This window comes from Alterinioella sp. B-7 (assembly GCF_056857775.1).
The window spans coordinates 1-13128 of sequence record NZ_JBSXNT010000037.1; the positions used below are offsets into that span (position 1 = coordinate 1).

16 protein-coding genes are annotated in these 13128 nt (G+C 67.2%); 10 read left to right on the forward strand and 6 right to left on the reverse strand.

Annotated elements, in window-relative coordinates; all coding sequences use genetic code 11:
* Positions 1–202 precede the first annotated feature (202 nt).
* The gene (locus AC13C7_RS13970; RefSeq protein WP_482867854.1) at positions 203–1363 is read right to left on the reverse strand and encodes an FAD-dependent monooxygenase; all 1161 of its coding nucleotides are present in this window, start codon (positions 1361–1363) and stop codon (positions 203–205) included.
* A 97-nt stretch (positions 1364–1460) separates the two neighbouring features.
* Positions 1461–1883: an RNA polymerase-binding protein DksA gene (dksA, locus tag AC13C7_RS13975; protein ID WP_172317555.1), complete on the reverse strand. Its 423-nt coding sequence runs from the start codon at positions 1881–1883 to the stop codon at positions 1461–1463.
* 184 nt (positions 1884–2067) lie between these two features.
* Here dksA and AC13C7_RS13980 point away from each other — a divergent pair, with 184 nt between their 5' ends.
* The 10 genes from AC13C7_RS13980 to AC13C7_RS14025 all read left to right on the forward strand — a co-directional run bounded on the left by AC13C7_RS13980 (position 2068) and on the right by AC13C7_RS14025 (position 9520).
* Positions 2068–2919 (forward strand): AAA family ATPase, encoded by an 852-nt coding sequence (locus AC13C7_RS13980; protein ID WP_482867855.1) that lies wholly within the window; start codon positions 2068–2070, stop codon positions 2917–2919.
* Positions 2920–3837 (forward strand): AEC family transporter, encoded by a 918-nt coding sequence (locus tag AC13C7_RS13985; RefSeq protein WP_482867856.1) that lies wholly within the window; start codon positions 2920–2922, stop codon positions 3835–3837.
* Positions 3838–4015: 178 nt separating this feature from the next.
* Positions 4016–4471 (forward strand): GNAT family N-acetyltransferase, encoded by a 456-nt coding sequence (locus tag AC13C7_RS13990; protein ID WP_482867857.1) that lies wholly within the window; start codon positions 4016–4018, stop codon positions 4469–4471.
* A gap of 7 nt (positions 4472–4478) precedes the next feature.
* Positions 4479–5849, forward strand: coding sequence for a DUF2927 domain-containing protein (locus AC13C7_RS13995; protein ID WP_482867858.1), 1371 nt, complete (start codon positions 4479–4481; stop codon positions 5847–5849).
* 23 nt (positions 5850–5872) lie between these two features.
* Positions 5873–6034 (forward strand): hypothetical protein, encoded by a 162-nt coding sequence (locus AC13C7_RS14000; RefSeq protein WP_172317545.1) that lies wholly within the window; start codon positions 5873–5875, stop codon positions 6032–6034.
* A gap of 5 nt (positions 6035–6039) precedes the next feature.
* Positions 6040–7224: a vWA domain-containing protein gene (locus AC13C7_RS14005; protein ID WP_482867859.1), complete on the forward strand. Its 1185-nt coding sequence runs from the start codon at positions 6040–6042 to the stop codon at positions 7222–7224.
* Positions 7225–7294: 70 nt separating this feature from the next.
* Positions 7295–7654 carry a hypothetical protein gene (locus AC13C7_RS14010; RefSeq protein ID WP_482867860.1) on the forward strand — a complete coding sequence of 120 codons (360 nt, stop codon included), beginning with the start codon at positions 7295–7297 and terminating at the stop codon, positions 7652–7654.
* Positions 7651–8259 (forward strand): DedA family protein, encoded by a 609-nt coding sequence (locus AC13C7_RS14015; RefSeq protein WP_446170775.1) that lies wholly within the window; start codon positions 7651–7653, stop codon positions 8257–8259. The genes AC13C7_RS14010 and AC13C7_RS14015 overlap by 4 nt, the downstream gene beginning before the upstream one ends.
* A gap of 82 nt (positions 8260–8341) precedes the next feature.
* Positions 8342–8767 carry an OsmC family protein gene (locus tag AC13C7_RS14020; RefSeq protein WP_482867931.1) on the forward strand — a complete coding sequence of 142 codons (426 nt, stop codon included), beginning with the start codon at positions 8342–8344 and terminating at the stop codon, positions 8765–8767.
* A gap of 66 nt (positions 8768–8833) precedes the next feature.
* Positions 8834–9520, forward strand: coding sequence for a M48 family metalloprotease (locus AC13C7_RS14025; protein WP_474886951.1), 687 nt, complete (start codon positions 8834–8836; stop codon positions 9518–9520).
* Positions 9521–9645: 125 nt separating this feature from the next.
* Here AC13C7_RS14025 and AC13C7_RS14030 read toward each other — a convergent pair whose 3' ends face one another.
* From AC13C7_RS14030 to AC13C7_RS14045, 4 genes are all read right to left on the reverse strand, one after another.
* Positions 9646–10182, reverse strand: coding sequence for an RSP_2648 family PIN domain-containing protein (locus AC13C7_RS14030; RefSeq protein WP_482867861.1), 537 nt, complete (start codon positions 10180–10182; stop codon positions 9646–9648).
* On the reverse strand, positions 10179–11381 hold the full coding sequence (locus AC13C7_RS14035; RefSeq protein ID WP_482867862.1) for an RSP_2647 family RNA methyltransferase: 1203 nt from the start codon (positions 11379–11381) through the stop codon (positions 10179–10181). Before AC13C7_RS14035 ends, AC13C7_RS14030 begins: the two co-directional genes overlap by 4 nt.
* A 41-nt stretch (positions 11382–11422) precedes the next feature.
* The gene (locus tag AC13C7_RS14040) at positions 11423–12037 is read right to left on the reverse strand and encodes a DUF6778 family protein (RefSeq protein ID WP_172317531.1); all 615 of its coding nucleotides are present in this window, start codon (positions 12035–12037) and stop codon (positions 11423–11425) included.
* Between the two features lie 227 nt (positions 12038–12264).
* The gene (locus AC13C7_RS14045; protein WP_482867863.1) at positions 12265–13089 is read right to left on the reverse strand and encodes a fumarylacetoacetate hydrolase family protein; all 825 of its coding nucleotides are present in this window, start codon (positions 13087–13089) and stop codon (positions 12265–12267) included.
* Positions 13090–13128: the final 39 nt, after the last annotated feature.

Here is a 13128-nt window from a genome sequence, read left to right on the forward strand (position 1 = left end):
GTGCAGGACAAACCAATGCGGGCGGGGCTCAAGCCCGGAGACGATGTCTTTGAAAGCTCAAAGCATCTGGATATTTACGAGCTCCCGCCCGCAACCATCATCGCATAATCCAAACGGACTGGATATTTGCGGAACAAAGAAGGCGGGCGGGGACCGTCGGAAAGAAGGGCGCGCGTCAAGGTGAACGGCGCGCGCGTTAACCTTAATGTCGGGTTACGTCATGCCCGTAGAGCCACTCGAACTGGCGTGCGGCGAGGCCGGGGGCCAGCCTGGTGCCCAGTCTCAGGGCCAGATGTGCCGCAGCGCGGGTGGGACCGGGATGCAGGTGGTAGTTCCGCGCGTTCCGGGAGGCGGCGTCGATGACACGCGCGGCGCGCGGGCGGCGGCGGGCCTGGTAGGTGGCGAAGGCGGCCTCGGTCGTCGCATGGGTGTCGAGGCAGTCGGCCAGCACCCAGGCATCCTCCAGCGCCATGTTGGCGCCCTGCGCCAGGAAGGGCAGCGTCGGATGCGCCGCATCGCCCAGGATGGCCGCGCGGCCCTGGCCCCAGTTGCGCGCGACCGGGTGGCGGAAGAGGCCCCAGAGAAACACCTCCTCGGCGCGGTAGAGGATGTCGCGCACCTCGGGGCAGAAATCGACGAAGGCGCGCCAGGGGGCCTGGGGGTCGTCGCGGTGGTGCCAGCCCTCGGCGGCCCACGCATCGCGTTCTTCGACCGCCACCACATTGAGCAGCGCGCCACCGCGCAGGGGATAGGTCACCAGGTGGCGGCCCGGCCCCATATGGACCGTCGCCTCGGGCGGGGTGGTCGGGTCATCCCAGGGGATGGTGCTGCGCCAGGCGACCTGGCCGGTGAAGAAGGGCTGCCCGCCGGGGTTCAGCGCGGCACGGGTGGGCGAATGCAGCCCCCCTGCCCCGATGATCAGCGGCGCGGTTTCGGTGTGGCCGTTGACCTGCATCTGGCCCGCCTCGGGGTCGACGCCCGTGACGTGCTGGCCAAGCTCGATGCGGGCGCCGGCCTCGCTCGCGCCCTGGCGCAGGATATTGATCAGGTCGGCGCGGTGGGTCAGGTGATAGGGCCGGTCGGGGCGGGTGAGGTCCAGCCGGAACACCGGATCGCCGCGGCGGAAATCGCGCAGCTGCACCGCGCGCGCGAGCGGGGCCGCCGCCTGCAGCGCGCCTTCCAGCCCGAGCGCGCGCAGCACCGCCACGCCATTGGGCGTGACCTGCAACCCGGCGCCGACCTCGCGGATCGCATCGGCCTGTTCCAGCACGCGCACCTGCGCGCCGCGCTGCGCCAGGGCGGTTGCCACGGCCAGCCCCGCGATGCCCGCGCCCAGAACGGTGATCTCCTGCCCTTTCAGCATGGCCCCTGCCTTTCGCATGAAAAAACCGGGCACCCCCAAAAGGCCCCGGTTTCATCCCTGCCCCGGTCGCCCGGGGATTGCCATGAGGCACCGCGCCTCAGTCGTCGCGATGCACTTTCTCGCGGCGCTCGTGGCGTTCCTGGGCCTCCAGGCTCATGGTCGCGATGGGCCGCGCATCGAGGCGCTTGAGCGAGATCGGATCGCCGGTTTTCTCGCAATAGCCGTATTCGCCCTCTTCGATCCGGCGCAGGGCAGAGTCGATCTTCGAGATCAGCTTGCGCTGGCGGTCGCGGGTGCGCAATTCCAGCGCGCGGTCGGTTTCCTCCGAGGCGCGGTCGGCCACATCGGGGATGTTGCGGGTGTCGCCCTGCAGGACCGCGACGGTCGAGCGGCTTTCATCAAGAAGGTCCTCGCGCCAGGCGATCAGCTTGCGGCGGAAATACTCCACCTGGCGGTCATTCATGAACGGTTCATCCTCGGCGGGACGGTAATCATCAGGCAGAAAGACTTCAGCTTTCATTGTTCTCCCTTTCGCGGGACCGGAACGAGGGGGCGACTCAGTCATCACGTCCTCACGCGGCCTCATTGCGGCCCGATTACTCCAACATCGCCCCCTTGTCACCCCACCTAATGGCCGCTTGTGACCAAATGAGGGCATGCTATGGTCCGGCCCGATCGGGCAGGCCAAACGATTGAGGCAGTATATGAAATTCGACGGAACCGCCGATTACGTGGCGACGGAAGACCTGAGCGTGGCGGTCAATGCCGCGGTGACCTTGCAGCGCCCGCTCTTGGTCAAGGGCGAGCCCGGAACCGGCAAGACGGAACTGGCGCGGCAGGTGGCCCGGGCGCTGGATCTGCCGATCATCGAGTGGCATGTCAAATCCACCACGCGGGCGCAGCAGGGGCTATATGAATACGACGCCGTCAGCCGGTTGCGCGACAGCCAGCTTGGCGAGGGGCGCGTGCATGACGTCGCCAATTACATCCGCAAGGGCAAGCTGTGGCAGGCCTTCGAGGCGCCCGAACGGGTCGTGCTGCTGATCGACGAGGTCGACAAGGCCGATATCGAGTTTCCCAACGATCTTCTGCAAGAGCTCGACCGGATGGAATTCCATGTCTACGAGACCGGCGAGACCGTGAAAGCCGTCAATAGGCCCATCGTGATCATCACCTCGAACAATGAAAAGGAACTGCCCGACGCCTTCTTGCGGCGCTGTTTCTTCCACTACATCCGCTTTCCCGATATCGACGTGCTGAAACGCATCGTCGAGGTGCATCACCCCGGCATCAAGCCCGCGTTGCTGACCACCGCGCTCACGCAGTTCTACGAGATCCGCGACCAGCAGGGGCTGAAGAAAAAGCCCTCCACCTCGGAAGTGCTGGACTGGCTCAAGCTGCTGCTGGCCGAGGATCTTTCGCCTGAAGACCTCAAGCGCGACGGTGCCTCGGCCCTGCCCAAGCTGCACGGGGCGCTTCTGAAGAACGAGCAGGACGTCGCGCTTTTCGAACGGCTCGCCTTCATGGCGCGCTCCGGCGGGCGGTCGGCCCGCTAGATGCTGGCCACCCTCGCCGATCCGATCCTGCCGGTCTTCATGGTGATGGCGGCGGGCTACCTGTTGCGCAGGATCGGCGTGATGGAGGCCGAGCATGCGGGCATCATCAACCGCTATGCCTTCTACCTCGCGGTGCCCGCCCTCATCGTGTCGGTCGTGGCAACGACGCCCTTCTTGCAGATCGAATGGCGCGCGGTGGCGGTCTATTCCTCGCTTCAGGTCGGGCTGGCGCTGGCCGGTTTCGCGGTGCTGCGGCTGCTGTTCAGGATCGAGATGCGCGAGGCGGTGCTGCTTGGCATGGCCACCAGCTTCGTCAACCACGTCTTTTTCGTCCTGCCCATCGCCGAGCGGCTGGTGGGCCCCGATGCCGCCATGCCGATGGCGGGGATCGTGATGGTCGATGCCGGGTTCATCTTCCCGATGAGCGTGCTGCTGGTGGCACGGCTCAGCGGCGGGCGCACGGGACAGGGGCGGCTGGCGGGGCTGCTCTTTCGCAACCCTTTCGTCTACGCCTCGCCCATCGGGGTGGCGATCGGGCTGATGGGGGATGCCGCGCCCGCGGGGCTGATGACCTTCATGACCTTCGCGGGCGGGTCGGCGGCGCCTGTCCTCCTCTTCACGCTTGGCATCACGCTGGCGGGCTCGTCCCTGCTGCGCACCGGGGGCGCGGTCTGGACCGTCGTCGGGCTGAAACTGCTGGCCCATCCCGTTCTGGTCGGCAGCGGGCTGGCCTTGGTCGGAGCCAGCGCCTTTACCGGCGACATCACGCTTCTGGTGGCTGCCGGTCCCTGCGGGGCCATGCCCTTCGTCATCGCCACGCAATACGGTGTGGCAACCGAGCGACTGGCCAAGGTCGTGCTGATCTCGACCTTGCTTTCCATATTGTCGCTGGCCTATCTCACTTTGCGTTTTGTCTGATGCAGACAGCATCGAAAGGCGCGTTCGACCGCAGGGAGAGGCAGCGTCTTTCGATTCCAATCCAACGCAATGTGCTTTATCTCACGGGATAGTGCGGGCGGATTGACTTGTCCGACCCCCAAATTGTGCCACAATCGCAGGCTAAGACCCCCCGAAACCCGCAAAGGCCCGCCTCCGCATGACGTCCGACCTTGTTATCCGGCCCCTTGCGGCCCGCGACCGCGACAGCTGGCAACCGCTCTGGCGGGCCTATCTGGCGTTCTATGAGACGCAGGTGGATGGACAGGTCTATGATGCAACCTTCGCGCGCTACGCCGACCCGGAAAATTCGGATATGCGCGGCTGGCTCGCCTGGCAGGGGGACGCCGCGCTTGGCCTTGCGCATGCCATCGCACATCCGCATGGCTGGCGGGTGGCACCTGTGACCTATCTGCAAGACCTCTTCACCGTTCCGCAAGCACGCGGGCGCGGCGTTGCGCGCGCGCTGATCGACGCCGTTTACGCGGATGCCGACGCGGCGGGCCGCCCCGCCGTCTACTGGCTGACCCAGACCGGCAACGCCACCGCCCGCGCGCTTTACGACCGCATCGCCACCCCGACCGATTTCATGGTCTATCGCCGAAAGACAAACTGACCCGCCCATGATCAAGACCAGTCTTGCCATCCTGTCCCTCGCCTTCGTGGCCGCCTGCGCGGCCACGCCTGTTGCCGATCTGCCCGAGCGGCGCGGCGCGACCCTGCCCGCGGCGCTGCCGCCCATGGCCATGTTCGGCACCCCGCGCCCCGAGGCCAGCACCCGGTCGAACACCGAGATCGCGCGCGATTTCCTGGAACTCAGCTTCGAGATGGAAAGCGGGCGGGCCATCCCCACCCTGTCGCGCTTCGAAGGGCCGGTGACTGTCGCCGTGGCCCCCGGCGCGCCGGTCACGCTGAACCGCGACCTCGAACGGCTGATCGCGCGCCTGCGCGCCGAGGCCCGGATCGACATTCGCCAGGTCGCGCACGGGCCCGCGCCCGCCTCGATCACCATCCAGACCCTGCCGCGCGCCCGGATGCAGCGCGCGGTGCCGCAGGCGGCCTGTTTCGTGGTGCCGCGCGTCTCCTCCTGGGCCGAGTTCCGGCAGGCGCGGCGCAGCGCCGGCGCGCTGGACTGGACCACGCTGGAAACCCGCGAACGGGTGGCCATCTTCATCCCCAGTGATGTCAGCCCGCAAGAGGTGCGCGATTGCCTACACGAGGAGATCGGCCAGGCGCTTGGCCCCCTGAATGACCTCTACCGGCTGTCGGACTCGGTCTTCAACGACGACAATTTCCATGCCGTGCTGACCGGGTTCGACATGCTGATCCTGCGCACCTATTACGACGACGCGCTTGCATCGGGCATGTCGCGCGCCGAGGTCGCGGCCCGCCTGCCCGCCATCCTTGCCCGCCTCAACCCCACCGGCAACCGGGCCGCGGCCAGCGGGCCATCGCGTCCGCACCGGCAATGGATCGCCTCGATGGAGGATGCGCTTGGCGACCGGCTGCCGCTGCAATCGCGCATCGCGGCGGCCGAACGCGCGGTGCAGATCGCGGTTGCGCAGGGCTGGAGCGACACCCGCATCGGATTTTCCCATTTCGCGCTAGGCCGCCTGACGCTGGCGCGGGACGCCAACCGCTCGGTGCGGGCCTTCGTCACTGCCGGCACCTATTTCCGCCGCATCGACCCGAATGGCATCCAGGTCGCGCATGTGAACATGCAGCTTGCCGCCTTTGCCCTGTCCGCGGGCGAGGCCGACCAGGTCCTGGCCCTTGTCGGCGATGCCCTGCCCGCCGCGACGCGGGCCGAAAACGCCTCGCTTCTGGCAACCCTCCTGATGCTGCGCGCCGAGGCGCTGGAATTGCAGGGCCGCCCCTCCGAGGCCGCCACCGTCCGGCTCGACAGTCTGGGATGGGCGCGCTATGGCTTCGGTGCGGACCAGGCCGTGCGCGAACGGCTGACCGAGGTCGCCGCCCTGCCGCCGCAAAGCTGACCGACCCCATGGGATAGGATGACATGGCGAACCTTCTGGGACTGTTCCTTGGCGTGGCGATCGGCCTCTTCCTTGCGCGCCGCAAGGGCGGCAACCGCATGGATATGGCGCATTACGCGGGCGTCTTCGGCCTGATCGGGCTGATCCTCGGCACCCTTGTCGGCGTGTTCCTGCTGCGCGGGTAAGGGCGATGTTCCTGCCCTTCTTCGAGACCCTGCGCGCCGCCCGAATCCCCGTCAGCTTGCGCGAATACCTGGCCTTTCTGGAAGGCGTCGGCGCGGGGCTGGTCACCTATGACATCGACGGTTTCTACTACCTCGCGCGCACCGCGATGGTGAAGGATGAACGCCATCTCGACCGCTTCGACCGCGCCTTTGCCCACAGTTTCGGCAGCCTTGAGGCGATCACGCCGCAAGAGGTGCTGGAGGCCGCCGAGATCCCCGCGGACTGGCTGGAGAAACTGGCCGAAAAACACCTCAGCCCCGAGGAACGCGCCGAGATCGAGGCACTTGGCGGCTTCGACAAGCTGATGGAGACGCTGCGCGAGCGCCTGAAGGAGCAGCAGGGCCGCCACCAGGGCGGCAACAAGTGGATCGGGACCGCCGGAACCTCGCCCTTCGGCGCCTATGGCTACAACCCCGAGGGCGTGCGCATCGGGCAGAAGGAAAGCCGCCACCAGCGCGCGGTCAAGGTCTGGGACAAGCGCGAGTTCCGCAATCTCGACGACAGCGTGGAGCTTGGCACCCGCAACATCAAGGTGGCGCTGAAACGCCTGCGCCAATGGGCCCGCACCGGGGCCGAGGAGGAGCTGGACCTCGACGGCACCATCCGGTCCAGCGCCGAGAAGGGCTATATCGACGTGAAAACCCGGCCCGAGCGGCACAATGCGGTCAAGCTGGTGCTGTTTCTCGATGCGGGCGGCTCGATGGACCCCCATGTAAAGGTGGTGGAGGAGCTGTTCTCCGCCGCGCGGTCCGAATTCAAGCACCTGGAACACTATTACTTCCACAACTGCCTCTATGAAGGCGTCTGGCGCGACAACCGCCGCCGCTGGACCGAGCAGATCCCCACCTTTGACGTGCTCAACACCTACGGGCCTGATTACAAGTGCATTTTCGTGGGCGACGCGGCGATGAGCCCCTATGAGATCGCGATCCCCGGCGGCGCGAACGAGCATTGGAACCAGGAGGCGGGCCAGGTCTGGCTGGACCGCGCCCGCGCGCACTGGCCCGATCACCTCTGGATCAACCCGACCCCGCGCACGCATTGGCCCTATACCCAATCCATCGCCATGATCCGCGAGATATTCCAGGGCCGCATGGTGCCGATGACGCTGGAAGGCATTGATACGGGCATGCGGATGCTGTCGCGGTGACGGAAACGCCCGCCTGCCGCGTGTAACCGCAAACCGCCCGCCGATCCGGGCCAAGGCAGGGGCCACCCGCATGATCCGATTCCTCAGACGCATCTGGCAGGCCGCCCCGGTCGCGACCGTGATCCTGGCCCTCGCGCTGGCCGCATCGGTCTTTTTCGGGGCAAAGGTGATCAGCCGCGCGATCTACTGGAACGATCCGGCCCACCAAGAACAGGCCATCGAGCCCTGGATGACGCCGGGCTATGTCGCGCGGTCCTGGCGCGTCCCGCGTGAGACGGTGGGCGACGCGCTGGACGCGTTCGGCGCGCGCCCCGCAAGGCCGATGAATCTCGACCGCATCGCCGAGGAATCCGGCATCCCGGTCGCGGACCTGATCGCCGCCACCGAGGCCGCGATTGCCGCCTTCCGCGCCACAGAGGGCGCGGAATGAGCGATCTCGTCCTGTCGCTGGTGACCGAGTTCGGGGCCTATGTCATCTTTGCCTCGGCCTTCCTGTCCTGCCTCGCGCTGCCGATCCCCACCTCGTTGATGATGCTCTCGGGCGGGGCCTTCGTGGCCACGGGCGACCTGTCGCTCTGGACCGTTGTGCTTGCGGCCTATGCGGGCGCGGTCCTGGGTGACCAGACCGGGTATGTCCTGGCCCGGTGGGGCGGTGCGCCCTTGCTGGCCCACCTTGCCCGCGCGCCTGCGCGCCGCGCCGCGCTGGACCGGGCCCGCGCCCTTGTCGAGCGTCGTGGCGCGGTGGGTGTGTTCTTTTCCACCTGGCTTCTGGCCCCGCTTGGACCTTGGGTGAATTTCGTGGCCGGGGCGACGGGGTTTTCCTGGGCGCGGTTCGCGCTCTGGGACATCCTGGGCGAGGTCATCTGGGTCACCGGCTATGTCGGGCTCGGCTATGCGTTTTCCAGCAGCATCGGCACCGTGGCCGACGTGATGGGCAATATCGTCGGGTTGCTGGTGGCCGTTACCGTGGCGATCGCCATGGGCCTGTGGATCCGCACCATCCTGCGCCAACAGCGCCGCGCCAGGGCCCCTTGAGGCGTTTTTTATATGCAACCTTTATCGCCCCCCGCGCATTGGGCCTCCAAGACAATTCACAAAAGGAGACCGCGACATGGCTATCGAAAAACACGGGAGCGCGAACTGGAAGGGCGGATTGAAGGACGGCAAGGGCCTTGTCTCGACCCAGTCCGGCCACCTCTCGGACCAGCCCTATGGCTTCAACACCCGCTTCGAGGGTCAGGGCGGCACCAACCCCGAGGAACTGGTCGGCGCGGCCCATGCCAGTTGCTTCGCCATGGCACTGTCGATGATCCTGGGCGAGGCCGGCATGACGCCCGAGAACATCGACGCCACATCGACGGTCTATCTCGAAGAGGTCGATGACGGCTTTGCGGTGACGCGGGTGCACCTGGATGTCGAGGCGCAGATCCCCGGCGCGGATGCCGCGAAATTCCTGGAGGCCGCGGAGACCGCCAAGCTCAACTGCCCGATCTCCAAGCTTCTGGCGGGCGCCGAGATCACCATGGACGCCGCCCTGGTCTGACAATCGCGCCCCCCTGCCGCCCGCGCCATTGCCGCGCGGGCGCGCAGGCCCCATATCTGCGCCATGATTTTGCGCCTGACCCCCATCCTGCTTGCCATCGCCTACGGGCTGGTGATGTATCATTTCTCGGCCTGGCGCACCCGGCGCGAGCTGGATGCGAAATCCACCGAACTGGCCGATCCCGGCCTGCGCGCGCTCTGCGCCCGGATGGCGCGCGCGCTGGACATCGCGCGCATCCGCGTTGACATCTACGAGGTCGACCCGGTGAACGGGCTTGCCGCGCCCGATGGGCGGATCTTCCTGACACGAGGGTTCTACGAGAAATACCGCAAGGGCGAGGTGACCGGCGAGGAAATGGCCAGCGTCATCGCGCATGAGCTGGGCCATGTGGCGCTTGGCCATGCGCGCCGCCGGATGATCGACTTTTCCGGCCAGAACGCGGTGCGCACGGTGCTGGTGACGGTCCTGGGCCGCTTCATCCCCTGGGTCGGGCCGATGATCGCGAACCTGTTGATGTCGCTCCTGGCCGCGCGTCTCAGCCGGGGCGATGAGTATGAGGCCGACGCCTATGCCGCGGCGCTGCTGACGAAGGCCGGCATCGGAACGGGCCCGCAGAAATCGCTGCTGACCAAGCTGGAAGGGCTGACGGGGATGCGCGGGCGCGGCACCCCGGCCTGGCTGATGAGCCACCCGAAGACGGCGGAACGCATTGCCGCGATCGAGACGCTGGAGGCCCGGTGGGTGAAGGCGTGAAGGGCGTCGAACGCTGCCGCGTCCGACCGGGGGCCATGCGTGAACGCATGGCGGGACCCCTCCCTCCAGCATTGCGCCCCGGGGCGGATGGGCCCTCCGGGAGAGGTATTTCTGGCAAACTGAAATCAGCGGGTAAGGGCCTTGCCCAGTCGCGGCAGGCGGGCGCGCTTGAGGAGCGGGCGCAGGGCCAGGTCGGTCAGGGGCTCCGCCTCGGCATGGACCTGTCGTGCGGCGGCGGCGACAGGGTCGGGGTCGGAGAGCCAGAGGTCATGGAGCACCGCATCGGGATGGCGGGCGGCAAGGCCGTGGGCGGAAAGCTCCCGCGCCGGAAAATCCTTGAGGTTCAGGGTGATGATCGTGTCGGCGCGGCCCTCGATGGCGGTGGCCAGCACATGGATATCGCCCGGATCGGGCAGCCAGAGACCGGCCTCGCGCGCGGGGCTGGCCGCGATTTCGGCCCGGGGCCAGCGCGCCGCCATCCGCGCCATTTCCCCGCGCGCGAAGACCCCGTCGCCGGGATTGAGCCGCTCCGCGGTCAGATACCATTCCTTTAGGATGCGCGCCGACCAGAGCGGCGTGATCATCCCCGCCCCGGCCACGCCAAGCAGGATCTGGCGCAGCACGGTCGGGTAGAGCACGCAGGCATCCAGCACCGCCCTCATGGGAGGAGGCGGAAGGCCAGCGCCTTGAGGTAGCCGGTCTCGGTCAGCGCCGGGTGTTGCGGGTGATCCGGCCCGGCAAAGCCCGTGTAGATCAGGCGCGGGTCGCGGCCCGCCCGTCCGATCCCGCGCAGGCAGGCGGCACGGAACTTGCCCAGGTCGGCGGCGTGCGAGCAGGAGCAGAGCACCAGCGTGCCGCCCGGCGCCACCAGCGGGGCCGCAAGCCGCGCGATGCGTTCATAGGCGCGCAAACCTTGCGTCAATGCGGATTTGGACGGCGCGAAGGCGGGCGGGTCGGCGATGACGATGTCGAAGCGGGCCGGTTCCTCGGCCATCGCCTCCAGCACCGCGAAGGCATCGCCCTGCCGTGTCTCGAACCTGGCGCCCTGCCCCATCGCGGCGGCGCCCTGTTCGGCCAGCGCCAAAGCGGGTGCCGAGGCATCGACGGCCAGCGCGCTCTCCGCGCCGCCCGCCAGCGCCGCAAGGCCGAAACCGCCGACATGGGCGAAGACATCGAGCACGCGTGCCCCCCGCGCGAGCCCTGCCACGAAGGCGTGGTTGGGCCGCTGGTCGTAGAAAAGGCCGGTCTTCTGCCCGCCCGTCACATCGGCCAGATAGGTGGCCCCGGTCATCTGCACCGGCAGGGCCGCGTCGGGGGCGGTGCCGGTCAGGATCGCGCTCTCCTCCGGCAGGCCCTCCTGGGCGCGGGCGCGGGACTGGCCGTTCTTGATCACGGTCGTGGCCCCGGTCAGATCGCTGAGAATCGCAGTGATCTCGTCGAGCCTCTCCTCCAGCCAGATCGCGTTGGGTTGCAGCACCAATACATCGCCGAAACGGTCCACGATGAGACCGGGCAGCGCGTCGCCCTCGGCATGGACCAGACGGTAGAAGGGCGCGTCGAAGAGGCGCGCGCGCAAGGCCAGCGCGGCGGACAGACGCGCGCGCAGCCAATCCCCGTCAAGCGTCGCGCCCGGATCGCGGTCCAGCACCCGAAAGCCGATCTTCGCCTCAACGCTCGCGGTGCCGATGGCCAGCGGCTGACGCTCGCCATCCTCAAGCACGGCAATCGCACCGGGGGCGACCCCGCGCGCGCGGCGGTCGAGCACAAGCTCATCGGACCAGACGAAGGGATGCCCATGGCGGATGCGGCGCGCATCGGCCTTGGGTTTGAGCCGCAGAACGGGAAAGGGGGACGCTGTCATGCGCCCCCCTTATCGGGATTTCTTACCGTTGGAAACGGGGATCAGGAGGTGAAGCCCGGCACCGGTGGTGTCAGCCCGAACTCCTGTTGCGCCCACCTGACCACCTGGCTCTGGATGCGGTCGCGCTGGAAGATGCCGTTGCGTTCCGATTCGATGGCGCGCTGGCCGCCCAATGCGCGGAAGGTCAGGTCGATTTGGCGCGGGCCGGTCAGGGCCTGGCCGGTCTCGGCATGGCGCACGGTGAACAGGAACTCGATCTCGTGCTGGCCGCCGATCGTATAGCGGGTGCGTTCGGTAAGCGCGTGGAACCGGGTCATCTCGATCTCGACGATGACGGGGACAGAGCCCTCCATCGGGGTCAGGGCAAACTCCATCGCTTCGGCCATGATCGCCTGCACCTGGGCATGACGGTCGCCAAGCGGATCCTCGCGCCAGACGATATCGGCGCGCGGCTTGAGGCGGTTGGCCTCGGACACGGTCAATTCTGCGGGGACGTCGATGATGATCTCCTGCACGTCCCAATCGGCGCTGACGATATGGGTGGGCAGCGCGCCGGGCGCGGGAAGATCCTGCGTCACGTCGACGCCGGGAACGGTGGAACAGGCCGAAACGCCAAGTGCGGCAAGGCCAAGAAATGCGACTACGAAGCGGTTCATGCTCATCTCTCCTGCCCCGTACCTGGTTTTTGTTTTCACAGGGCTCTTTGGTTGCTCGATGGCATGATCATGACAGTGAATGAGGGCGGAAAATGGATGGCCCCGGTGCCAATCCGGGGCCATTTGGTGCAAGATCAAGGCAAATGCGACGCGAATTGTGGCGATCACATCCGCGCCCTATCGCCTGTTTTCATGGGGATTGTTTCGGATCCATCCCCAATATTGTGTCAGCCCTGCGCCACAATCATGCGCTGCTGGCCAAGCCCGTCAACCTCCAGCACGACCTCGTCGCCCGCCTTCAGGAAGGTCGGCGGGTCCATGCCAAGCCCGACGCCCGCGGGCGTGCCGGTGGCGATGATGTCGCCGGGATGCAGGGTCATGAACTGGCTCAGATAGGCGACCGAATAAACCACGCCGAAAATCATGTCGGCGGTATTGCCGTCCTGCCGAGTCTCGCCGTTCACCGTGAGGCGCAGGCCGAGCTTCTGCGGGTCCGCGATCTCGTCGGGCGTGACCAGCCAGGGGCCGATGGGGCCGAACGTGTCGCAGCTCTTGCCCTTGGTGAACTGGCCCGCGCGGCGTTTCTGATACTCGCGCTCGGAGACGTCATTGACCGCGACGAAGCCCGCGATATGGTCCATCACCTGATCTTCGGTAATGTATTTCGCGCGCTTGCCGATGACGATGCCAAGCTCCACCTCCCAATCGGTATTGGTCGAGCCGCGCGGCAATTCGATGGTGTCGTTCGGCCCGCAAATGGCCGAGGTGGCCTTCATGAAGATCATCGGCTCGGGCGGCGGGGTGGCTCCGGTTTCGGCGGCGTGATCGCGGTAGTTGAGGCCGATGCAGACCATCTTGCCCGTCCCCGCGACCGGAGGACCGAGGCGCGGGTTGCCCTCGACGACGGGACCATCGGCGGTCAGGCTGTCGAGCCGCGCCAGCACGTCACCCGCCAGGTCATCCACCTGCCCCGAAAGGTCGCGCAGCACGCCGTTCCCGTCCAGAATGCCGGGCTTTTCCCGCCCCGGTTCGCCATAGCGCAAGAATTTCATCGCCCTTGTCCCTTTCGATGTTCGGATGTCTGGCGACAG